Annotated in this window: 21 protein-coding genes and 2 tRNA genes; 9 read left to right on the top strand and 14 right to left on the bottom strand. The window is 70.1% G+C overall.

Annotated features, from left to right (window positions below; all coding sequences use genetic code 11):
- Window positions 1–128 precede the first annotated feature (128 nt).
- Window positions 129–1202 (top strand): hypothetical protein, encoded by a 1074-nt coding sequence (locus ACIBZJ_RS18320; RefSeq protein ID WP_395930905.1) that lies wholly within the window; start codon window positions 129–131, stop codon window positions 1200–1202.
- Between the two features lie 14 nt (window positions 1203–1216).
- On the opposite strand, the gene ACIBZJ_RS18325 is transcribed toward ACIBZJ_RS18320, so the two are convergent.
- From ACIBZJ_RS18325 to ACIBZJ_RS18335, 3 genes are all read right to left on the bottom strand, one after another.
- Window positions 1217–1588, bottom strand: a complete 372-nt coding sequence (locus ACIBZJ_RS18325) for a VOC family protein (RefSeq protein WP_395930907.1) — start codon at window positions 1586–1588, stop codon at window positions 1217–1219.
- Window positions 1589–1656: 68 nt separating this feature from the next.
- Window positions 1657–3264, bottom strand: a complete 1608-nt coding sequence (locus ACIBZJ_RS18330) for an alpha/beta hydrolase (protein WP_395930909.1) — start codon at window positions 3262–3264, stop codon at window positions 1657–1659.
- 180 nt (window positions 3265–3444) lie between these two features.
- Complete coding sequence (locus tag ACIBZJ_RS18335; RefSeq protein WP_395930911.1) at window positions 3445–4236, bottom strand: GntR family transcriptional regulator; 792 nt, start codon at window positions 4234–4236, stop codon at window positions 3445–3447.
- 1104 nt (window positions 4237–5340) lie between these two features.
- On the opposite strand from ACIBZJ_RS18335, the gene ACIBZJ_RS18340 reads away from it, so the two are divergent.
- Window positions 5341–6555: a chitinase gene (locus ACIBZJ_RS18340; protein WP_395930913.1), complete on the top strand. Its 1215-nt coding sequence runs from the start codon at window positions 5341–5343 to the stop codon at window positions 6553–6555.
- Window positions 6552–7565 (top strand): carbohydrate kinase family protein, encoded by a 1014-nt coding sequence (locus ACIBZJ_RS18345; RefSeq protein WP_395930915.1) that lies wholly within the window; start codon window positions 6552–6554, stop codon window positions 7563–7565. The genes ACIBZJ_RS18340 and ACIBZJ_RS18345 overlap by 4 nt, the downstream gene beginning before the upstream one ends.
- Here ACIBZJ_RS18345 and ACIBZJ_RS18350 read toward each other — a convergent pair.
- On the bottom strand, window positions 7556–7819 hold the full coding sequence (locus tag ACIBZJ_RS18350) for a hypothetical protein (protein ID WP_395930917.1): 264 nt from the start codon (window positions 7817–7819) through the stop codon (window positions 7556–7558). The two genes, ACIBZJ_RS18345 and ACIBZJ_RS18350, sit on opposite strands and share 10 nt — an antisense overlap.
- A 40-nt stretch (window positions 7820–7859) precedes the next feature.
- Window positions 7860–9191, bottom strand: a complete 1332-nt coding sequence (locus ACIBZJ_RS18355) for a hypothetical protein (RefSeq protein WP_395930919.1) — start codon at window positions 9189–9191, stop codon at window positions 7860–7862.
- Window positions 9192–9312: 121 nt separating this feature from the next.
- On the opposite strand from ACIBZJ_RS18355, the gene ACIBZJ_RS18360 reads away from it, so the two are divergent.
- Window positions 9313–10191, top strand: coding sequence for a phosphotransferase (locus ACIBZJ_RS18360; protein ID WP_395930921.1), 879 nt, complete (start codon window positions 9313–9315; stop codon window positions 10189–10191).
- 55 nt (window positions 10192–10246) lie between these two features.
- Here the strand turns inward: ACIBZJ_RS18360 and ACIBZJ_RS18365 are convergent.
- Window positions 10247–10348: transfer RNA gene (locus ACIBZJ_RS18365), tRNA-Arg, on the bottom strand.
- 126 nt (window positions 10349–10474) lie between these two features.
- On the opposite strand from ACIBZJ_RS18365, the gene ACIBZJ_RS18370 reads away from it, so the two are divergent.
- Window positions 10475–10804 (top strand): type II toxin-antitoxin system RelE/ParE family toxin, encoded by a 330-nt coding sequence (locus ACIBZJ_RS18370; RefSeq protein ID WP_395930923.1) that lies wholly within the window; start codon window positions 10475–10477, stop codon window positions 10802–10804.
- Window positions 10804–11115, top strand: a complete 312-nt coding sequence (locus ACIBZJ_RS18375) for a helix-turn-helix domain-containing protein (protein ID WP_395930925.1) — start codon at window positions 10804–10806, stop codon at window positions 11113–11115. Before ACIBZJ_RS18370 ends, ACIBZJ_RS18375 begins: the two co-directional genes overlap by 1 nt.
- A gap of 70 nt (window positions 11116–11185) precedes the next feature.
- Here the strand turns inward: ACIBZJ_RS18375 and ACIBZJ_RS18380 are convergent.
- The 3 genes from ACIBZJ_RS18380 to ACIBZJ_RS18390 all read right to left on the bottom strand — a co-directional run bounded on the left by ACIBZJ_RS18380 (window position 11186) and on the right by ACIBZJ_RS18390 (window position 12272).
- Window positions 11186–11275 (bottom strand) — tRNA-Ser (locus tag ACIBZJ_RS18380).
- Window positions 11276–11319: 44 nt separating this feature from the next.
- On the bottom strand, window positions 11320–11751 hold the full coding sequence (locus ACIBZJ_RS18385; protein WP_395931258.1) for a nucleoside deaminase: 432 nt from the start codon (window positions 11749–11751) through the stop codon (window positions 11320–11322).
- Window positions 11752–11768: 17 nt separating this feature from the next.
- The gene (locus tag ACIBZJ_RS18390) at window positions 11769–12272 is read right to left on the bottom strand and encodes a tRNA adenosine deaminase-associated protein (RefSeq protein WP_395930927.1); all 504 of its coding nucleotides are present in this window, start codon (window positions 12270–12272) and stop codon (window positions 11769–11771) included.
- Between the two features lie 433 nt (window positions 12273–12705).
- Here ACIBZJ_RS18390 and gndA point away from each other — a divergent pair, with 433 nt between their 5' ends.
- Window positions 12706–14151: an NADP-dependent phosphogluconate dehydrogenase gene (gene gndA, locus ACIBZJ_RS18395; RefSeq protein ID WP_395930929.1), complete on the top strand. Its 1446-nt coding sequence runs from the start codon at window positions 12706–12708 to the stop codon at window positions 14149–14151.
- On the opposite strand, the gene ACIBZJ_RS18400 is transcribed toward gndA, so the two are convergent.
- Entirely contained in the window at window positions 14148–14513 is a 366-nt protein-coding gene (locus ACIBZJ_RS18400; RefSeq protein WP_395930931.1) for a hypothetical protein, read from the bottom strand. The genes gndA and ACIBZJ_RS18400 overlap by 4 nt on opposite strands.
- Before the next feature lie 162 nt (window positions 14514–14675).
- Between ACIBZJ_RS18400 and ACIBZJ_RS18405 the strand changes: the two genes are divergently transcribed.
- Window positions 14676–15125, top strand: coding sequence for a hypothetical protein (locus tag ACIBZJ_RS18405; RefSeq protein WP_395930933.1), 450 nt, complete (start codon window positions 14676–14678; stop codon window positions 15123–15125).
- On the opposite strand, the gene ACIBZJ_RS18410 is transcribed toward ACIBZJ_RS18405, so the two are convergent.
- A complete protein-coding gene (locus ACIBZJ_RS18410) occupies window positions 15036–16328 on the bottom strand; it encodes a hypothetical protein (protein WP_395930935.1) in 1293 nt (430 codons plus the stop codon). The genes ACIBZJ_RS18405 and ACIBZJ_RS18410 overlap by 90 nt on opposite strands.
- Window positions 16329–16492: 164 nt before the next feature.
- On the opposite strand from ACIBZJ_RS18410, the gene ACIBZJ_RS18415 reads away from it, so the two are divergent.
- A complete protein-coding gene (locus tag ACIBZJ_RS18415) occupies window positions 16493–17443 on the top strand; it encodes a prephenate dehydrogenase (protein WP_395930937.1) in 951 nt (316 codons plus the stop codon).
- Here ACIBZJ_RS18415 and ACIBZJ_RS18420 read toward each other — a convergent pair.
- The 3 genes from ACIBZJ_RS18420 to ACIBZJ_RS18430 all read right to left on the bottom strand — a co-directional run bounded on the left by ACIBZJ_RS18420 (window position 17440) and on the right by ACIBZJ_RS18430 (window position 19873).
- A complete protein-coding gene (locus ACIBZJ_RS18420; protein WP_395931260.1) occupies window positions 17440–18459 on the bottom strand; it encodes a thiamine pyrophosphate-dependent dehydrogenase E1 component subunit alpha in 1020 nt (339 codons plus the stop codon). The two genes, ACIBZJ_RS18415 and ACIBZJ_RS18420, sit on opposite strands and share 4 nt — an antisense overlap.
- Complete coding sequence (gene mtnA, locus ACIBZJ_RS18425) at window positions 18417–19364, bottom strand: S-methyl-5-thioribose-1-phosphate isomerase (protein ID WP_395931262.1); 948 nt, start codon at window positions 19362–19364, stop codon at window positions 18417–18419. Before mtnA ends, ACIBZJ_RS18420 begins: the two co-directional genes overlap by 43 nt.
- A 215-nt stretch (window positions 19365–19579) precedes the next feature.
- Complete coding sequence (locus ACIBZJ_RS18430; protein ID WP_395930939.1) at window positions 19580–19873, bottom strand: hypothetical protein; 294 nt, start codon at window positions 19871–19873, stop codon at window positions 19580–19582.
- Between the last annotated feature and the right edge of the window lie 556 nt (window positions 19874–20429).

Genomic DNA, 20429 nt, shown 5'->3' on the forward strand with positions numbered 1-20429 from the left:
GGTAAGGCCTAGCTGCTCGCTAGAGATTGCAGGTCCGATCGGTAAAGAGTCAAGGTGAGCTAGGCGACGTGTGGCCGTTCGGTTGACTGTGCCCACACGGCACGCGAGGCTCGTGGGAAAGTAGTGGCGTGGCCCGGTCGACACTGCTCGTTACATCGCGGCAGTCATCGACGTTGCTGGTACAACAATTCCTCGCCAATTACCTGGGGTCCTGGCTCCGAGCTGCGACCAAAGGCCGGGTCACCGCGTCCCCGGTAGTGATCGGCGAACCGGCGGGCTCTCTGGCGTCAGCATTGGAAAGCGGAGCCCGCGACGCGCCGGAAGCCCGGCTGATCCACTTCGACGAGAGCCCGGCCGCGTTACGGCCGTTGGCCGGAACCGACGCCCGGCGCGGAACCGTCGCCGAGGCCCTCCCGGAACTTCTGACCGAGGCCGAACAGGCCGCACTGTTGATCGTGCTCGACGTCACGGCCGGCAGTCTGTCGCTCGAGACCCTCACCGAATTACTGAGCGGTCCGCGCGCCGGCCGGTGGCCGAGCACCGACGTCATCGCGTTCGTCCGCGCCGATGCGATCAAGCGGATAGCGGTGAACCTGATCGGCGGCCGGCGATCGGAGACCGCGCTCACGAAGCTCGACCGCGCGGTCGGCGAGGAGTGGCGCACCGAGTTCCACTCCGGTGGCGCCGGAGCGGTGGTCCGCGGTTACCTCCGCCGCCTCGAGGCGGCCCTCCCGGGCCGGGCCTGGCCGGCCGCGATCCGGGTGAACCCGAACGACGAGCCGGTGTTCTGGCTGATCCTGATCACTCGGCAACCCCACGGTGCCTGGGCTTTTGCGGACGCCGTGGCAAGAGCGCGCCGGGGCTGGCGCCGCACGTTACGTCAGTCGGGCACCCCGGATCCGGGTGACCAGCTCGCGGTCGAGGGGATGCAGAGCGCGCAGAACCTGGCCGTCGGAGCCGAGCGGCACGAGGAGCGCGCGGTCGTCGAGAGCCTGAAGCAGAACCTGCTGGCCACCCGGCGACGGGTCGGCGAGTTCCGGATCTCCGATCGACCCCGGGAAGTGCTCGACGGGTTGTTCGGTACCGCCGACACCGCTCAGATCAGGGCCGCGGTCCGGGAGCTGCACGCGGCCGGCAAGACGCTCTCGACCGGTGTCGGCGGCGACATCCGCGACCACGTGCTGAGGCTGCCCCGCCGCTGACGGCGGTCCGCGTCTCAGTCGTGGTTTTCGCCGACCACGTAGATGTAGCCGTCCGGGTCGGTGACCGTGAGGTACGTGGCCCACGACTCGACCACCGGCTCGGTCACCTCGACGCCCCGGCCCTTGAGGTCGTGGAACGTCGCCTGGGCGTCCTCGGTGGTCAGTGTGCAGGGTGCCGCCGCGCTCGGCGGGAAGACGTACCCGTCCTTGGGCGCGAGCAGCGCGACCCGGGTGCGGGCCCGAGGCGGCGCGACGTCGATCCAGCGCGTGCCGTCGGACGTCAACGCGTCCGTACGGAGGTCCCAGCCGAGCGTGTCGACGTAGAACTCCAGCGACCGTTGCTGGTCGCGGACGTAGAGGATCACGCAGTTGACATGAGAGATCATGGCCGGACCTCCTGGGCACGGGCGACTGCATTGTCACCCGTGCCCAGAATGCCCGAAAAAGCGAATTTCTACTCTACTGGACGAGGCGCCACGTACTCGTGAATCGTGCCGCGCCCGGCCTTGAGCGCCTGCTTCGCCGTCGTTCCGGCGTCGGCGGCCGGAGCCAGCGGCACCGGATCCGGCACCTTGGCGCACGTCGCGTCAACCGTGCCGGGCCGGTCCGGTCGGGCACCGGTCGACAGGTAGTCGGCCAGGTACTTGTCGAGACAGGCGTTGCCACCCAGCGTGATGCCGTGGTTGCCACCGCCGACCTCGACCACGAGCCGCGAGTTCTTGATCTTCCGCCGCACGACCTCGGCACCCGGGTACGGCGTGGCCGCGTCGAGCGTCGCCTGGAAGATCAGCACCGACTGCACCTTCGAGTTCGAGACGTCGATCGGCTGCAGGCTCTTCGTCGGCCAGAACGCGCAGGCGGCGTTGTACCAGGCGTTGTTCCAGGCCATGAACGGCGCCTTCTTGTACACCCGCCAGGTGTCGTCGACCCAGGTGGACCAGTTCTTCGGCCAGTGCGCGTCCCGGCACTGCACCGCGGAGTAGATCGTGAAGCCGTTCTCGCCGCTCGCGTCGATCGCGGCGAACGCCTGGAAGACGTCGACGAGCGCCTGCTCGTCCTTCTGGTTCACATAGGCGGCGAGAGCATCGGCCAGGTACGGCCAGTAGCCGTTGTAGTAGCCGCCGGGGATGTAGGTGTCCTCGAACTCCGAGGGACCGACCACCCCGCCGGCCGGCTTGGCCTTCAGCGCCGCGCGGGTCGCGTACCACTTGCCGAGCACGACTTTCTGCGTCGTGCCGAGGTGATACGTCCCGTCGTACTTCGCCACCCAGGCCGCGAACGCCTTCTGCCTGGCGTCGAACGCGTAGTCCTGCGCGATGTTGTCCTCGTACCAGATCCCGGTCGGGTCGACGACGCTGTCGAGCACCATCCGGCGCACGTTCTGCGGGAACAGTTTCGCGTAGACCGCACCGAGGTAGGTGCCGTACGAGTAGCCGAAGTAGTTGATGGTCTTGACGCTCAGCGCTTGCCGGATCGAGTCCATGTCCTTGACGGCGCTGATCGTGTCCATGTATTTCAGCGTGCTGCCGTACTTCGCTCCGCAGGCCTTGGCGAAACTCTTGACGCGCTGGAGATTCGCGTCCATGTCGGCCTTGGTCTTCGGCACCGAGTCCGGCCGGGGCGGGTTGAACAGGCCTTCGGCGCAGTTCAGCGCCGGTTCACTGTCTCCGACCCCCCGCGGGTCGAAACCGATGACGTCGTACTGGGCCGCGACCGCGGCCGGAAGGTTCGTGGCGACGAACCCGGCCAGCGTCAGCCCGGATCCACCCGGACCGCCCGGGTTCACCAGCAGCACGCCCTGCGACTTGGCTGCGGTATGCGGAACGCGGGACACCGCAAGGGTGATCTTCTGCCCGCCGGGATTGCTGTAGTCGAGCGGAACCTGGACTTTGCCGCACTGGAGAGTGGGGTAATTCTCCGTGCCGCAGGCGGTCCAGGCGATCGGCGCGGGTGCGGCCGCGGGTGTGGCTCGTGGCGCCGCTACGGCCGGTGACACCAGCGCCGGCGAGATCAGCCCGGCTAAGGCGATCCCGGCGGCGGCCAGTGCTGCGCGTCTTCCCATCTGTGCCTCCGTCGTCAGCGAGGGGTAACTGCTGAGAACTGCACCGATCCTGGCGGACGCATGGGTGGCTCACAGCCAGAAAGCGATAAACGCCTTCGTGCGAGGTTGCGGCACGGCGTGTCGCCGCGGCCATCCGGTGGGTGATTCAACGACATCGGGGGACGTCAGGGAACCCGGCGGTCAGTCGTCGCCGTCCGGATCTTCTCCGGCACCGAACACGTCCCAGTCGTAGTGCAGTCGCCAGAGGTGGGCCGGCATCACGTGGAGCGCGACCTCGACCGCGCGGTCCTCGGCGTCCCAGGCCACGTGCTTGATGTGGATGACGGCCTGACCGTCCTCGAGGTCGAGCGCCCGCGCCTCTTCGTCGGACGCGATCCGCACCGTGACGTCCTCGGCGAAGCGGACCGGCCCGTGCCCGTGGTCGGCGAGGTCGGAGTAGATGGCGCCGCTCCCGACGTCCGAATCGAGTAGTTCGGTGTCGTCGGCGACGTCCCACGGGAGGTAGGAATCGGCGAGGCGGGTCGGCTCCTCGTCGGCGAACAGCCGACGACGGCGGACGACGACCGAATCGCCCTGGCCGATGCCGAGGGCAGCGGCGACGTCCGGCGGCGCGGCGACCTCACCGACCTCGGTGCACTCGGCGCGGGGGGTCAGCCCGAGCGCACGGCCCTCGAGTTCGCTGGCGTGGGAGCCGCCGGGGACGACCGCGTAGCGGTAGCGGGCGTCGCGGGTGATGCGCGGGGTCGTGCGGACGTAGGTGCCGGCGCCGCGGCGGACGCGGACGAGACCCTCGATGCGGAGCAGGCTGATCGCCTTGTTGATCGTGACGCGCGAGACGCCGAGCTCGCCGGCAAGTTCTGGCTCGCTCGGAAGAGGGTCGTCGCGGTGGTAGTAACCGGTCTCGACGCGTTCGCGGAGGAGGTCGGCGATTTGGCGGTATTGCGACTTGGGGATCGAGAGCGGTTCGGCCACTCCCACCCCCCTGTCGCTTACCTGCCGTTTTCTACACTAAACAGGCATTCGGTACGGTTAGCAAGACGTCGTACGTCTTCGGGACGCGAGGTGCGTGGCGGTCGTACGCTTTTAAAGTTGTAGACGAAAACTTCTTGGAGTCGGTTAACCGTGCGACCACCTAGGCGTGCCGACGGACCGGAGCCCACCGGCACCGGCCGCGCCCCGGCCGCGGGTGCCGCACGGGTGCACAGAGCCACCCCGGCCGCGGGTGCCGCACCGGTCCCGGGGGCAGCGCCCACGCACGGAGGGCGACCGGTCTCGGGAGCCGCGCCCGTTTCTGGAGCCGCGCCCGTCTCGGGGGCCGCACCCGCCTACGGGGGACGGCCGATCTCCGGAGCAGCACCCGTGTACGGAGCAGCACCCGTCTCGGGAGGCCCGCCCGCGTACGGGGAGCGGCCGGTCTCGGGAGCCGCGCCCGCGTACGGAGCCGCACCCGTCTCGGGGGCCGCGCCCGTCTCGGGGGCCGCGCCCGCTTATGGAGGACGGCCGGTCCCCGGAGCAGCAACCGTCTCGGGAGGCGCGCCTGTACATGGGGGCCGGCCGGTCTCCGGAGCGGCCCCGGTCTATGGAGCAGCACCCGTTTCCGGAACCGCACCCGTCTACGGCGAGCGACCGACTTCCGGAGCAGCGCCCGCGCACAGCGCGCGATCGGTCTCCGGAGCAGCACCCGTGTACGGAGCCGCACCCGTCTCCGGGGCCGCCCCCGTGTTCCGAGCCGAACCCGTCTCCGGGGCCGCGCCCGTGTACGGAGCCGCATCCGTCTCGGGCGGCGCGCCCGTGCACGGGCGGCGGCCGGTCTCCGGGGCGGCGCCTGCCTACGGAGCCGCCCCGGTCTCCGGAGCTCCGCCCGAGTACGGAGCCACACCCGTCTCCGGGGCCGCCCCTGTGTACGGGGCTCGACCCGTATCGGGGGCGGCCACCGTCTACGGCGCCGCACCCGTGTCCGGCGCGGCCACCGTCTATGGCGCAGCACCCATGTCCGGCGCAGCGCCCGTGTCCGGCGCGGCACCCGTCTCCGGGGCGGCGCCGGTTTCGGGGGCTCCGGGCTCCGCCGCAGGGGGCGTGCCGACGCCGCTGGGCTGGAACGCCGACGGGCCGCAGGGCCGCCGCGACACCTCCGGCCAGCACCAAGGCCCCCCACCGGGCTTCGCAACCCAGCGCGCCGGCCGCCACCGCCGCTCCAGCACCCCACTCCGCGTGGCCGCGGTGGCAGCCGTCCTCGTCGTGCTGGCCGCCGGCTCCGCGTTCGCCTATCACGCGCTGACCCCGGCCCCTCAAACCCACCCCCAAGCCGCGCCCCCACCAAAGCCTTCGCCCAAACCGAAGCCCCCGGTCATCCCCCAAACCGGCTTCGCCCCCTACGTCGACATGGGCTACTACCCCTTGTTCGACCTGGCGAAATCCGTCAAAACCACCGGCGTCAACCAGTACATCCTCGGCTTCATCATCGCTGGCACCGGCTGCACCCCCACCTGGAGCGGCGACACCCCGATCAACGACCCGGACACCCTCGACCGAGTCGAGAAGTTCCGCGCGGCCGGCGGCGAGATCCGCATCTCGTTCGGCGGCGCGGCCGGCACCGAACTGGCGTCCGCCTGCGACAACGTCACCGATCTGACCCGCGCCTACCAACTCGCGATCGACACCTACGGCGCCACGATGATCGACTTCGACATCGAAGGCGCCGAACTCGCGGACCGCGACGCGGACGTCCTCCGCGGCCAAGCGATCGCCCTCCTCGAGAAGAACGCCGAGGCCGCCGGAAAGAAGCTGAACGTCTCGCTCACGCTCCCGGTCAACCCGAGCGGCTTCACCGCCAGCCCGGGCTGGATGCTCACCGCGGCCGCGGACGCCCACGCGACGATCCACGTTGTCAACATCATGGCGATGGACTACGGACGCTGGGCCGCCCCGGACCCCGAGGGCAACATGGGCAACTACGCGATCCAGGCGATGACGAACGCCAAGGCGAAGATCCAGAGCGCGTTCGGGCTGACCAGCGAAGAAGCCTGGCGTCGCATCGCGGTGACGCCGCTGATCGGCATCAACTCCCCCACCACCGAGGTGTTCTCGATCGCCGACGCCGTCAAGGTTGCCGCGTTCGCCAAGGAGAAGCACATCGCGTTCGTCTCGATGTGGGCGATCACCCGCGACCAGCCGTGCCCGCCCGGCGTCGAGGCCGACGCCGACACCGATGCCTGCGCGGGCAACGCCACCAGCCCCTTCGTGTTCACGAAGGCCTTCACGAGCGCTTCCGCGACGTCCGCAGGCGATTGAACGGCTTCGCGTTCGACGTCATCGGCGTCGGGGCGCTGAATCTGGACCACCGGATCAGTGGACTGACCACCGCAACCCTCGCGGCCCTCCTCGGCCGGCCGATCGAGTGGGGGACCGAAACCCCGGTCGACGCGGCCACCGTCGAAACGGTCCTGCGCCGTTTTCCGGCGCGTGCCACCCCCGGCGGCTCGGCCTACAACGCGATCGCCACCGTCGCTGCCGAGGCGCCCGGCCTGCGGCTCGGCTACGTCGGCGTCGGCGGTCGCACCTTCGATCATTTCGACGGTGTCGACCACCGCCACGTCCTTCGTGCGGACGCCGCTCTCAGCGGCACCTGCATCGCGTACACCGAGTCCGGCGAACGGACCCTGCTGACGCACGCCGGTGCGAACACCCTGATGGCTGAGCATCTCCGGCAGTCGTTCGAGCCGATCGTGAGCTACCTGGCCTCGGCCCGGTTCGTGCACGTCACCTCGTTCCTCGACCCGCGGACGCCGCCGAGGCTGGCCGAGCTGCTCCGGGCCGTCCGGGCTCGCGGCACCGGCACGCGGATCTCGTTCGACCCCGGCCACACCTGGGCGACGACCGGCCCGCCCGTTCTCGGGACGATCCGCGCCGCCGCCGACTATCTCTTCGTCAACGAGGTGGAGTTCCGCGCTCTGGGTGCTCGACGGCACGACGGTGCAACGATCGTGCTCAAGCGTCCGGACGGCATCCGGATGTACGGTCCCGACGGTTTCCGGCACATGGCGCAGACGCCCCTGCCGGAAGACGCGATCCGGGACGCCACGGGCGCCGGCGACGCGTTCGCCGGCGGATTCCTCGCGGCCCTGTCGTCCGCACCGGAAGAAACCCCGGCCACGGGCTCGGCTCAAGACTCAGCCGCGGTCCGAGGCTTGGCCGCGGCGCGGAGGAGGTTGCTGGCGGCCGGGCCGGATACCGCTCCCGAGCGACCACCGGGTTCTCGGATCGTTCGGCCGCGGGGTCCGCGTCCAGGCGGTCACCAGTAGTGGTCGCCACTGAACTCGGTAACCCGATTCATGTCCACCGCCCCGGGGTCCATCGTCACCACGTCACCCGGCAACGTCCGGTCGGTGTTCGCGTCGTTGAGCACCGCGCCGGCGTCGAACCCCGAGACCGACGGAGCCGGCTCCCGCGGGCTCCCTCCGTCGTCCGGCCCTCCGAGCGCCGCCACCACCACCAAACCGCAGGCCAGCACGCCACCCGAAACCCCGACCGCCGCCGCCAAGCCCAGTGCTTTCATCGCCCGCCCCCGTTACACCAATCCGGGCGAAACCTAGCATCTAAGACTTAACGGCAACACTGGATCGCTGCCACGCACCACGGACGTTGTCGATGTCCGGGGTGAAGCCGTTCCACTTCCAGTCCTTGAGCTCCTCCAGCTCGGAGGCGGCCGGCGTGTCGATCGCCTTCCGCTCACAGATCTCGAAGTCGAGCACCCGAACGACGGCCGGCTCCCCGTCGGCCGACAGCCGCTCGGCGATGACCCGGGCCGCCGCCAGACGGTGGTTGCCGTCGAGGACGACGCGGCGCCGCACCCCATCGGCGCAGATCAGCTCGTACGTCAGCACGCATACCGTCACCGGGAGGGAGCTCTCCAGCACGTCGACGTGGCTCTGGATCGCCGCCGTGCGGAATCCCGCCGGCAGAATCGAATGGAACAACGGACGCGGAAACAGATTGACGCGGGCACTTGCGTCGAACGAGCCGGTCAGCGCCACATCGCGGTTACCCAACGGCTGGTGCAGGACGTTGACCGCCTCGAGGTGCCCGTTCTCCTCCACGACGTACCAGGGCGAGAGCCACGTGTCGGAATCGGCGATGTCGCGGAGTACCGCGCCGCAGACCACGGCGTCCGGCTCGCGTTCGAGCACGCTCCAGTCCGCGACCACGGTCAGCTCGCGCCGGTACAACCGGCGGAGGTGCATCAGCCGCTCGGCGGGCGAATACCTGCCGTTCCCGCCGGGCTTCTGCCAGATCTCGGTGAGCGGCCGGGGTCCGGCCGTGGTCCTCTGCAGGGCGCCGTTCTCCCGTACGGCGGCACCGAGATTCCGCACGAAACAGATGTGGTCGAGCATCTGCTCCAACTCGGCCCGGGCCGGGTGCTTGCCGGGATAACGCTCGACGAGTTTCTCGACGTCGTCGAGGACGTCGCCGGCGCCGACGTACAGCCCGTCCCAGATCGACCGGGGCAGGCCCTGCGCGCGCGTGAACGTACCGAACGTCAGATCGCTGTAGGCGTCGGTGATGCTGGCCAGGAGCCGCTGTTGTTCGCGCCAGTCCGCGCGGGGGTAGTGCTGCAGCGCGGCACGGGCGTCGGCGGCGATCCGCAGCGCTTGCGCGTCGTGGCCGGCGTAGCTTCGCGCGCTGCTCATCGATAACGCTCCGATCGACGTGATCAGCTCGGCATTCGCCGAGACGAGCGAGCGGTTCTCGCTGCTCCTTCCCACGAACCAGGCCAGGCCGAAGAAGATCAGGCCGGTGACGATCTGGGACACCTGAGCGACCCAGTCGTTCCAGTGCCACTCGTCGGGCTCGCGCACGATCCCGAGCCAGGCCAGTAGGAGGGGCGGCCCGACCGAGATGATTGCCGCGGCCACAGTGAGCCAAACCATCCTGATCCGCCGCCCGAACCGTCTCGGCAGTTCGGCCCTGATCTCGGCCATCACGTCCCCTTCGCCCCTCGCCTCCTTCCAACGTGTCAGACCAATCCAAGGCGGTGGCACTGTTGACGGGATGCAGTTGTCCGCCGCGTTGGCCGCCCAGGTGGATCGAGTGCGGCGACTCGACCCCGACCAGCTGGCGACGATCGAGCACGCAGCATCCCTTGTGCCGGGAATCGTCGCCGAGCTGGACCTCGCCGGGTTCGTGAGCCCGCTGGTCGAGGACGACAAACCCCGCTTCCTCCTGCGCTTCAGTTCGCCGGCCGACAGCGTCCTCAAGATCTACGGAGATGCTCCGCGCGGCGAGGGTCCACTGCTCACCGAGTGGCGTCGGAGCGGAATTCCGACGCCCCGGCTGATCCACGGCGAGCTGGGCGGCTGCAGTTGGCTTCTGCTGGAGTACGTCCGGATGGCACCGGTCACCCCCGACCTCCGGCTCACCGATCAGCTGGCGTCGTGGGGCGCCGTGATGCACCGCCGCTCGCCTGCCGTCGCCGCCACTCTGAGGCCCCTGGCGGCGACGATGCTCCCGCGCTGGCAGCTGGCTGCCCATCGGCTCCGCAGTCTCGGTCACCGGGTGCCCGCGCACTGGGCTGAACTGGCCGAGCAGGCCTACACCGCGGGCGACGCCGTCCCGCTGCACGGAGACCTGGCCGCGGCCAACCTGGGCCTGACGAGCGACGGCGTCGTCCTCTTCGACGCCTCGGCCCTGGCCGGTCCCCGCGAATTCGACGCCGCCCGCTGGTGCGCCCGGCTGGCCCGACACGGCCCGGATCCCGAGCGGGCCCTCCGGCGAATGGCGGCTCTGGAGCCAGAATTCGACCTCGGAATCGGCGTTGACCTGCTGGCCGTCGAATCCGTCCTCGAGGCGGGCTCACTGGCCACCGCAGCCGACCCGCGCCCGGACGTGATGGCCCAGCTCCTCACCCTGGCAAACCGAATCCTGCCCTGAGTCCGACGAAGGGCCGGTTCCCGACGGAACCGGCCCTCGCGTTTGTGCAGCTAACTGGCGGTGGCGGTGGGATTTGAACCCACGGAGGAATTGCCCCCTCACACGCTTTCGAGAACTGCACCCGCCCGTCCGACCGCGTCCGCTGGCGTCCGCCACCAGGCACGACGCCGCGCCACGAACACCCTCGGACGACGCCGGACGTGCACGAACGAGACGACAACTGAGACGACCAGCGCCAATGTATAGCTCACGCGCTATATCGCGTGTACGCTATGTTCATGGCATGTGGGACGTTGAACTCTCCGACGAGGTCACCGATTGGTATCTCGGGCTACCGACCCGTGACCAGGCTTTCGCTGACCGTGCCTTCGACCGGCTTGCCGAACTCGGGCCGTCCATAGGTATGCCGCACAGCAAACTGCTCGGAGACGGGTTACGTGAGCTTCGGTTCACCTGCGAGAACGTTGCGCGACGGGTGACCTACTACATCGACGTAGAGCGGAAGGTCATCACGTTGACCACCTTCCGCAAGCAGCGGAACAGCGAACGACGCGAAGTTCAGCGAGCCCACAGAGCGATGGACGACGATCGAGCCGGGAAAGGAATGCGCTAATGCCGTCACTGGAGGAAGTTCGACGCCAGAAGCCCATCGAGAATCCCGAAACGTACCGGCAGGCCTACGCCGAGGCCGACCTCGCCTCACGCCTCGCCGAGATCGTCTACCGCCTCCGGACCAATGCGGGTCTCACCCAGACCGAACTCGCCCGGCGCATGGGCACCACTCAATCCGCCATCGCACGCGTCGAGGCCGGCGGATCGACACCCACTCTCGATCTTCTCGACCGCGTCGGACGGGCGATCGATGCTCAGATCACTCTCACCGTCAACGGCGAAACTCTGCACTTCGGCGCGTCCGCCGCATAGCAAAACTGAGACTGACACGACACCGGGCCGGTTCCTCAAGGGAACCGGCCCAAGTGTTTGACCAGGTCAATGGCGGTGGCGGTGGGATTTGAACCCACGGAGGAGTTGCCCCCTCACACGCTTTCGAGGCGTGCTCCTTCGGCCGCTCGGACACGCCACCGCCGGAGACGATACCGGATCCCGCCCACGCGTCCGAATCGGCTACTACCGGTGGGCGGCGAAGAAGCGGTCGAGCAGATCGGCGCACTCCTGCTCACGTACTCCGCCCACCACCTCGGGCCGATGGTTCAACCGCCGGTCGCGGACGACATCCCACTGCGACCCCGCCGCACCGGCCTTCGGATCCCAGGCCCCGAACACCACCCGTTCCACCCGCGCCAGTACCAGCGCTCCCGCGCACATCGTGCAGGGCTCCAGCGTCACGACGAGCGTGCAGCCGGCCAGCCGCCAGGTACCCAGTACGGCGGCCGCCCGGCGCAGGGCCAGCACCTCGGCGTGGGCCGTCGGATCACCCGACGCCTCCCGCTCGTTGCAGGCCCTTGAGAGCTCCGCTCCCGACCCGTCGAGCACGACCGCACCCACCGGCACGTCCCCGGTGGAGAACGCCCCCTCGGCGACCGAGAGGGCGTCCCCCATGGCGACGAGATCCAGGCTCACTCGCCCCGCAATTCGGTCAGCGCGTCGGCGGCCCCGACCTTTCGCGAGATCTCCAGCATGACGTCCGACGGGAGCATGCCCTCGTGCGCACACAGCGCGAGCAGGTCCCGGGCGGACACCCCGACGTCGGCCAGCAGATCGGTGTCTCCGACCGGCTGGCCCATCAACTCGGGTTCCTCGGAGTCGTCGGAATCTCCGTCCGGAACCTCGGCTTCCTCCAGGTCGGCCAGCAGCGCGGCACCGACCCGCGACTCATCCGAAAACGACACGTCCGATCCGAAGACCCGCATCTCGTCACCGCCGTCCAGACGCAGTACGACCAGGAACTCGTCGTCGGCCTCGACGAACAGCAGCGCGAGCTCGGCGTCCGGATCAACTTCTCGGAGCAGGTCCGCGGCGGCGTCGGCATCCTCGATCTCGTCGAGATCGAGTTCAGCAGCGACCCACCCTCGGCGCGGACGAACCAGAGCAGCAGCGAAGTACGACACGACCCTCCCCACCACGGGCAGCAAAACGTCCGCCCACAGCATCGGGCGCAGCGCCCGCGCGCGCCAGACCCGTTCCCCGGCCCGATGACGAGTCAGATGAGGATTCTCACGCCATCCGTCGGCGATTCGTGATGAAGTCCCGTTGACGTTCGTGGCGGGCGCGCCTCGGGGCGACCCGGTTACGCAGGGCTCGCGCCTCCGCGAGTTCGGCAAGTAGCTGGATACGTCGACGTCGCCGCTCGGGGTCGAGTCGCTCCACGTCCTGGCCGCTCATAGTCTCGACCATGCCCAAAAATCTGGCGTTCATGCAAGGACCTCGGGCACATGATCCCGGTACGTCCGCCACGACTTAAGAACCCAACACCGCTGAACGCGAGGTAGGACTGTTACGTAGTCCACACCGAGCCCACCCCAACAGCCGCCGGCAACATCACGAGGTGACCAGATGACTTCGACAGCAACGGCCGATATCGGCGTAACCGGCCTGGCCGTCATGGGCCGGAACCTCGCCCGCAACCTGGCCCGGCACGGACACACGGTCGCGGTCCACAACCGGTCGCCGGAGAAGACGCACTCCCTGGTCACCGACCACGGGTACGAGGGCACGTTCGTCGCGAGCGAATCGATGGCGGACTTCGTGCAGTCGCTCAAGCGTCCGCGCGCGGTGATCGTCATGGTGAAGGCCGGCCCGGCGACCGACGCGGTGATCGACGAGCTGATCCCGCTGCTCGAAGAGGGCGACATCGTCGTCGACTGCGGCAACGCGCACTTCGCCGACACCCGTCGCCGCGAGGAGGCGCTCAAGCAGCACGGCCTGCACTTCTCCGGCACCGGCGTCTCCGGCGGCGAAGAGGGCGCACTCAAAGGCCCGAGCATCATGCCCGGCGGCTCGAAGCACTCCTACGACAAGCTCGGCCCGATCTTCGAGTCGATCGCCGCGAACGTCGACGGCGTTCCCTGTTGCTTCCACGTCGGGCCGGACGGCGCCGGGCACTTCGTCAAGATGGTGCACAACGGCATCGAGTACGCCGACATGCAGCTGATCGCCGAGGCGTACGACCTGCTGCGCTCGGGCCTGGACGCCACCCCGGCCCAGATCGCCGACATCTTCCGCGAGTGGAACCGCGGCAGCCTCGAGTCGTTCCTGATCGAGATCACCGCGGACGTCCTCTCCCACGTCGACGGGCGCACCGGGCGGCCGTTCGTCGACATCGTGCTCGACCAGGCCGAGCAGAAGGGCACCGGTCGCTGGACCGTGCAGACCGCTCTCGACCTCGGCGTCCCGATCACCGGGATCGCCGAAGCGACGTTCGCCCGGTCGCTGTCGGGCCACGCCGAGCAGCGCGAAGCGGCCCGCGAGGTGTTCCCGACCACCAACGAGCTGGCCTGGGCCGCGGACGACCGCGAGGGCTTCATCGAGGACGTCCGGAAAGCGCTGTACGCGTCGAAGGTCGTCGCGTACGCGCAGGGCTACGACATGATCAAGGCCGGCAGCGACGAGTACGGCTGGGACATCGACCGCGGCGCGACCGCGACGATCTGGCGCGGCGGCTGCATCATCCGGGCCCGCTTCCTCGACCGGATCCGCGAGGCCTACGACGAGAACCCCGAGCTCCCGACGCTGCTGGCCTCGCCGTACTTCGTGAAGGCGGTCTCGGACGGCGTCGACAGCTGGCGTCGCGTGGTCGGTGACTCGGCCCGCGCCGGCGTCCCGACTCCGGCGTTCTCGTCGTCGCTGGCCTACTTCGACGGCCTGCGCCGCCGCCGGCTGCCGGCCGCCCTCATCCAGGGTCTGCGCGACAACTTCGGCGCACACACCTATCTGCGCACCGACACCGAAGGCGCCTTCCACACCCTCTGGGGCAGCGACAAAACCGAGCTCAAGGCCTAGCCGAAGAGCTGGTTCACGTTGAAGGTCTCCCACGACAGCACGAGCATCGTGACGGAGAGGGCGGCTCCGGTGACGGCGGCGACGCCGACGCCCATGCCCCGGTCGCCCCGGGTCAGCAGCACCGCGCCGGCCGCACCGGCCAGCAGGATCGCCACCAGGAACAGGCTCACCAACGACGTCGTGCTCCACGACACCAATCCGACGAGCACGTAGAACACCAGCGAAACGCAGACTCCGACCAGCACGCCCCACCACCGCACCGCGCCGTTCTCCCGGAACCGGGGGCGGCGCGGTGCTGGCGTGTGCACTGGTGGCGGCACATATCCCGCCGGAGGATGGTTCGGCGCCGGGTCCCAGGTCATGGCCCCGAGCCTACGACGCTCTGGTCAACGGTCGACTACGTCGTGCATTCTGGAGCGATGGGCGAGGTGTTACCGCTGCCACACCGGGGCGATGTGTTTCTCGACCCGCGTGGAGAAGGACGGTCGCTGCGCATCAGCGGCCATCGGGGCGCAGGAACGGTCGTGCTGAGCATCTGGCGGCAGGGCGAGTGCCGAGCGACGTTCCGGCTGGCCGGAACCGAGGTCGCCGATTTCGTGCGCGCGTTGCTGGAGGCCGCGCCGCCGTCGGCACCGGGCACCGGGTTGCCCGCCGTCGTCGGCGAGGCTCTCGCCCCGCCGGTCGTCCAGGTGCAGCTGTCGGGCAGCGTCGTGGTCGAGCTCAATACGGTTAATGCCGACGCTATGCAGCAAACCACCGTGGGCGGTATCGCCACCGCACCCGTCGAAGCCCGGTCGGCGCCCGCCGACGAGTCGCCGACCACGCCGGTGAAACCCGAGCCGGTCCAGTTCCGGTCGGCCGAGACCTTGCCGGTCGCTACCGAGTCAGCCGACGCCGCGGAGACCTCGGACGTCCCATCGACCGGCAGCCACGACCCGTCCGTTGGGCGGCCCGGCCCCGAACCGGTCGTCTGATCCGGCTGTCGACGGCTCGGCCCCGAGCCGCAGCGCCGCCCGCAGCAGAGACCGCTGCCGCTCCACCGCCCGGTGCGTGTCCCGGCACAACTCCCGGTAGGCCGCGACCGTGTCCGCGGGTACGCCCAGCGCCGCTCGCACGGCGGTGAGCAACGGCGACGCGTCGGTCTCGTAGGCGGCCAGCAGCACCTCGGTCGCCGCTTCGACGTCCTCGGCCGCCTGGGCCGCGCGCCAGGCCGCGCGGTCGAGCAGCATCGCCTTCGCGGCCGCCTCCTGCACCGCACCGACCGTGCGCAGTGCGGTTTCGATGCCCGCCCGGTCGCCCGGGGAGCGCCGGAGGGCGAACGGCACCGGACAGCGACGCCCGCGCACCAGGGCGCCGCCCTCCGCGGCGTCGATCATCGCCAGGAACAACGCGAACGGATCACCGGCCCGGATCCGCAGCCCGGCCAGCCGATCGGCGGCCCGGAGCGTCGTGATGCTCAGCACGGGGTCCTCGTCCGCGACCGGGACCGGATCGAGCAGCACCTTCGTCCCCGGCCCGGCCGCCGCGGCCAGCCCGGACGCGGTCTGCCAGTCGGGCGTGGCCCGCCGCACCGGAAACGGGTCACCCACCGAGTAGTCGATGGCCAGTTGCGTCTCCGGGGGGAGCTGACGCCGTAGCCCGGCGAGCACCTCCGCGAGCCGGCCGAGCCGCCGCTGCGACTCGGCCGCCCCCGGATACGGCGCGCCGGTGTGCAGCCGGACCACGAACCGGCGGGCGCCCAGGTCAGCGGCGAGCGCAGCCGCCCGGCGCAGCGTCAGCAGCGCACGCTGGGCCAGGTCGGCGTCGGGGTGGCAGAGCGGCAGCGGACGCCCCGGCCGGGCGGCGACGTCGGGCAGCACCGCACCGATGCGCACGTCGGCATCGGACGCGTGGGCGGCCAGCTCAGCGGCGTCGTCGACGCGGTCGGCGGGAAGCTCCAGACCGACCTCGGGCGTGAGCGCGGTGAGACGGTGCAGGACGGACGTGTCGGCGACGGCGTCGTGGCCGGTGAACGGATGGTCGGCGGATCGGAGGAGTTCGGACGGGATCTCCATCCGCATGCTGCAGAGGGTGGCGACGGCGTCGGCGTCGACGCCCCAGAGCAGACGGCGGCCGGTGGTGGGATCCGGCGGGTCGGGACGTTCGGGTTCGGCGGCCGTGGCCGTAGTTCGATTCATACCCATTCCTCCCGGCTTATCCGGCCATGACCCTCGCTGATAACGACGGCTCACTGCAAGTCGACGTGGCGTAAAGATGAGCGCGTGTTGCATCGGCCATCCGTCACCCGGGATCCCGGTGAGCCGCCGCGACTGGTTTGCTGTCAGGTGTGCGGATATCCCGGGTGGCGGTTCTCGGCCTCGGCCTGATCGGTGGCTCGCTCCTGCTGCGGCTGGCGAACCTGCAGGTCAGCGCTATCGGGTACGACGCCGATCCGGCGACCAGGGCCGCGGTCGCGGAACGGCTCGGCGCCGGCGCGATGGCGGCGGAACTGGCGTCCGCGATCGAAGGAGCCGACCTGGTGGTGCTCGCGGTGCCGCTGCCGGCCGTGCCGGTGGTGCTGAGCGCGCTGGCCGACGTCGGTTACCGAGGTTTGCTGACCGACGTCACGTCGGTGAAGGACCCGGTTCGCGCGCTGGTGTCGACCGAACTCGCGGGAGCCCGCTGGGTGGGCGGGCATCCGATGGCGGGCACGGAATCGTCAGGATACGGGGCCGCGGACGCCGACCTGCTGGACGGATGCGCGTGGGCGCTCTGCCTGGACGACGAAACCGCGCTCGACGACTGGCTGGCGGTCGCCCGCTGGGTGCTCGAGGTCGGCGGCCGGGTGACGCCGCTGACGTCCGAGGAGCACGACACCGCGGTCGCCCGCATCAGCCACCTGCCGCACGTCGTCGCGGCCGCGTTGACGATCGGGGCCGCCGACGAACCTGTCGGGGCCGCCGCGCTGGGGCTGGCCGCCGGGTCGTTCCGGGACGCCACCCGGGTCGCCGCGACCAGGGTGGCCCTCACCGCCGCGATGTGCGGCGGCAACGCGCTGGCGGTCACGGCCGAGTTGGACGCGCTGATCCACCGCCTGACCGAAGCCCGGCAACGGCTCACCGCGCCCGACCCGATGAGCGCCCTGGCCGACTGGCTGGAGGACGCCCGGGCAATCCGTGCCCACTGGCCACCGCCCGGGGCAAAAGCGGGCCTCGGCCTCGACCGCGACACCCTCCTGGCCCTGGGCCGGGCAGGCGGCTACCTCACCGCGATCCACGAAACCTCCGCCGAGGCGGTACGACCCCCGACCTAGCCGGCGTACACCGGGAACGGGCCGGTCGGCTCCAGCGTGAGGCATGCGGCCCTGATCGCGGCGGCGTGCGCCGCGGCGTCCGAATCGGCGTGGGCGTAGAACGAATCGTCGGCGAGCTGTTCGCGATCGAGGTGGCGGCGTAGCCGCAGGATCGGGTCGAGTGCGCGCCAGTGCGCGAGTTCGTCCTCGTCGCGATAGCGACGCGGGTCATCGGAGGTGGTGTGCGGACCCATCCGATACGTGAACGACTCGATCAACGTCGGGCCCTCCCCCGCGCGCGCCCGCTCGACCGCCCAGCGGGTGACCGCGAGCACCGCGAGCACGTCGTTGCCGTCCACCCGGACGCCGGGGAACCCGAAGCCGTCGGCCCGCCGGTACAACGGCGCGGGCGACTGCCGCTCGACCGGCACCGAGATCGCGTACTGGTTGTTCTGCAGGCAGAACACGACCGGCGCATCGGTGACCCCGGCCCAGTTCATCGCCTCCATCGTGTCGCCCTGGCTGGTCGAGCCGTCGCCGAAGTAGACGCCGACGACCTCCTCGGCCCCGTCGCGCTGGACGCCCATCGCGTAGCCGACCGCGTGCAGCAACTGCGCGGCCAGCACGATCGTGTACGTGTTCAGCCGACGCTCGAACGGGTTCCACCCGCCGTGCGAGGTGCCCCGGAAGAGCGCGAGCAACTCGGCCGGCTCGACGCCGCGGGCCAGCGCGACCCCGTGCTCGCGGTACGAGGGGAACAGCATGTCGTCCGGCGCGAACGCCCGCGCGGACGCGACCTGCGCGGCTTCCTGACCGAGACTCGGGGCCCAGAGGCCCAGCTCGCCCTGGCGCTGCAGCGCGGTGGCCTCGGCGTCGACGGCCCTGGTCACGAGCATCTCGCGGTACATGCCCCGGAGTTCGTCCGGGGTGACACCGAGCGGGTAGCGGTCGTCGTCCCGGCGCTCGCCGTCGGGAGTGAGCAGTTGAACGGTCGTCACAAGGAGCTCCGTAGGGGTCCGAGCGGTACGTCGTCCCAGGTCTGGCCGGCGGCGAACCGTACCACCCTCCGGTCCGTCACTACAGCGGTGACCAGGTCGAACGGAGTGACGTCGAAGGCCGGGTTGGCGGCGGGCAGTGCACGGGCGACCTCGGCGCTCCCCCGGTCCTCGATCTCCACCGCCGCGCCGTGCGGCGTCGCCCGGTCCACGGTGGACTCCGGCGCCACCACCACGAACGGGACGCCGGCCCGCGCGGCCCCGAGCGCGTGGGCGTAACTACCGATCTTGTTGACGACGTCCCCGTTGGCGCAGATCCGATCCGCGCCGATGATCACCGCGTCGACCTCGCCGCGGGCGATCAGGAACGGGCCCGCGCCGTCCACCGAGACCCGGAACGGAACGCCTGCGCGGGCGAGTTCCCAGGTCGTGAGCCGCGCGCCCTGCAACAGCGGACGAGTCTCGCTCGCGACGACACCGGCGAGCCGCCCGGCCCGGTGCAGCGCGAACACCACGCCGAGCGCGGTACCACCGGTCACGGTCGCGAGACCGCCGGTATTGCAGTGCGTCAGCAACCGCGGTGACCGGCCGCAGAGTTCGCCGATCAGGTCGACGCCGTAGGCCGCCATCGAGTCGCTGCTGGCGATCTCTTCGTCGCGGATCGCGAGGGCCTCGGCGAGGGTCGCCTCGGGGCCGTTCACCAGCACGGCGGCGACACGATCAACGGCCCGGGCCAGGTTCACCGCGGTCGGGCGGGCCTCCCGCAGTGCGGTCACGGCCGCGGACAGATCGGAGAGAGTGAACGCGGCCAGCGCGACACCGAGACCCCCGGCGACGCCGATCGCCGGTGCGCCGCGGACGGCCAGCCTCTGGATCGCGTCGACGACCTCCTCGACGGTCTCCAACCGGAGCAGACGTTCGACGTCCGGCAGCGCGGTCTGGTCGATGAGTTCGACGGCGGGTTTCCCAGCGCCCTGGTACCAGTCGACGGTGCGCTGGCCCGGGGAGAGGACGTTGCCGGCCGGCGGCGTGGACTCAAGCGGTTCGGTGCTGCTCACGCACCGAGCCTGCCATGTCCACGCCGACCGGCCGGTTCCGCCGGTCGCCAGGACCATCCGGGGGCGCGTGTGGACGATCCGGGCGACGTTCAGGGGTCGGGTAGTCAGACCCGTTCTTCGGTTCCGACTAGTGCGCGTTCGAGCACCGACCGGGTGGCGCAGGGCCAGAGCACGCGGCCGCTCGGGGTTTCCGGGCAGCCGGTGCAGTAGAAACGCCCGCCGGGTTCGGCGGGGATCTGGACGCCGTCGTGCAGCGCCAGTACGGCCTCCACCGCCCTCAGGAGGTCGTAGAGGTCGAGCGGGGCATGAGCGAGCAGGGCGACGTCGTCGGCGGTCCGGATCCGCTCGCGGATGTCGCGGAGCGTCACCCAGACGTTCGTGGGGTGCCCTCGGCTCACCGGGCGCACCGCAACTGCGGTGCGCAGCGTAGATGAGAGCGCCCAGGCAACCACTGCGGCGAGCTGTCCGCCGGCCGCGACCCGTCGTGTGCGGCGGGCGACGCGACGTTCCGTCCACAGGAGAGGAACCCCCGGTTTCGGAGCGATCTCAAGTACCGACCGCGCCTTTCCGCGCCCGCCTCAGCCATCAGGCTCACCCCTCCGCTCGTCCGTTGCGATCCGAGACTGGGCTGTCGACGAGGAGTACACAACTCATCACTGACTGACGTTGATACCCGGACGTATGAGTTGAGTGCTTCGGGATCCGTCAACTCTCAGGTGTGATCACCATCGCCCGCACCATTCACATCGCCCACACCGGTCAGGCCCGTACCAGCGGTCCACTCCTGATCCGCCCAAGGTTCAGCGAAGATCAGCCGACAAGCGGAGTCAGACCCGTGGCAAGGCGCCGGAAAACGCTTCTACCTGCACTCACACGCCGGAGTATGAGGGTGCTAGCCCTACCATTGTGGCCTTGCGCACACTTTGGGCGCGGCTATCATCAGCCTCATCCGGG

It is taken from the genome of Cryptosporangium sp. NPDC051539 (genome assembly GCF_044454545.1).
Lineage (GTDB): Bacteria > Actinomycetota > Actinomycetes > Mycobacteriales > Cryptosporangiaceae > Cryptosporangium.

What these genes read in the sequence shown, in the direction of transcription:
- ACIBZJ_RS18410 (WP_395930935.1), bottom strand. Translation starts at nt 16,328, where the DNA reads ATGAATCGAACTACGGCCACGGCCGCCGAACCCGAACGTCCCGACCCG.
- ACIBZJ_RS18330 (WP_395930909.1), bottom strand. Translation starts at nt 3,264, where the DNA reads ATGGGAAGACGCGCAGCACTGGCCGCCGCCGGGATCGCCTTAGCCGGG.
- gndA (WP_395930929.1), top strand. Translation starts at nt 12,706, where the DNA reads ATGACTTCGACAGCAACGGCCGATATCGGCGTAACCGGCCTGGCCGTC.
- ACIBZJ_RS18385 (WP_395931258.1), bottom strand. Translation starts at nt 11,751, where the DNA reads ATGGGGGACGCCCTCTCGGTCGCCGAGGGGGCGTTCTCCACCGGGGAC.
- ACIBZJ_RS18375 (WP_395930925.1), top strand. Translation starts at nt 10,804, where the DNA reads ATGCCGTCACTGGAGGAAGTTCGACGCCAGAAGCCCATCGAGAATCCC.
- ACIBZJ_RS18325 (WP_395930907.1), bottom strand. Translation starts at nt 1,588, where the DNA reads ATGATCTCTCATGTCAACTGCGTGATCCTCTACGTCCGCGACCAGCAA.
- ACIBZJ_RS18400 (WP_395930931.1), bottom strand. Translation starts at nt 14,513, where the DNA reads ATGACCTGGGACCCGGCGCCGAACCATCCTCCGGCGGGATATGTGCCG.
- ACIBZJ_RS18350 (WP_395930917.1), bottom strand. Translation starts at nt 7,819, where the DNA reads ATGAAAGCACTGGGCTTGGCGGCGGCGGTCGGGGTTTCGGGTGGCGTG.
- ACIBZJ_RS18360 (WP_395930921.1), top strand. Translation starts at nt 9,313, where the DNA reads ATGCAGTTGTCCGCCGCGTTGGCCGCCCAGGTGGATCGAGTGCGGCGA.
- ACIBZJ_RS18355 (WP_395930919.1), bottom strand. Translation starts at nt 9,191, where the DNA reads ATGGTTTGGCTCACTGTGGCCGCGGCAATCATCTCGGTCGGGCCGCCC.
- ACIBZJ_RS18370 (WP_395930923.1), top strand. Translation starts at nt 10,475, where the DNA reads ATGTGGGACGTTGAACTCTCCGACGAGGTCACCGATTGGTATCTCGGG.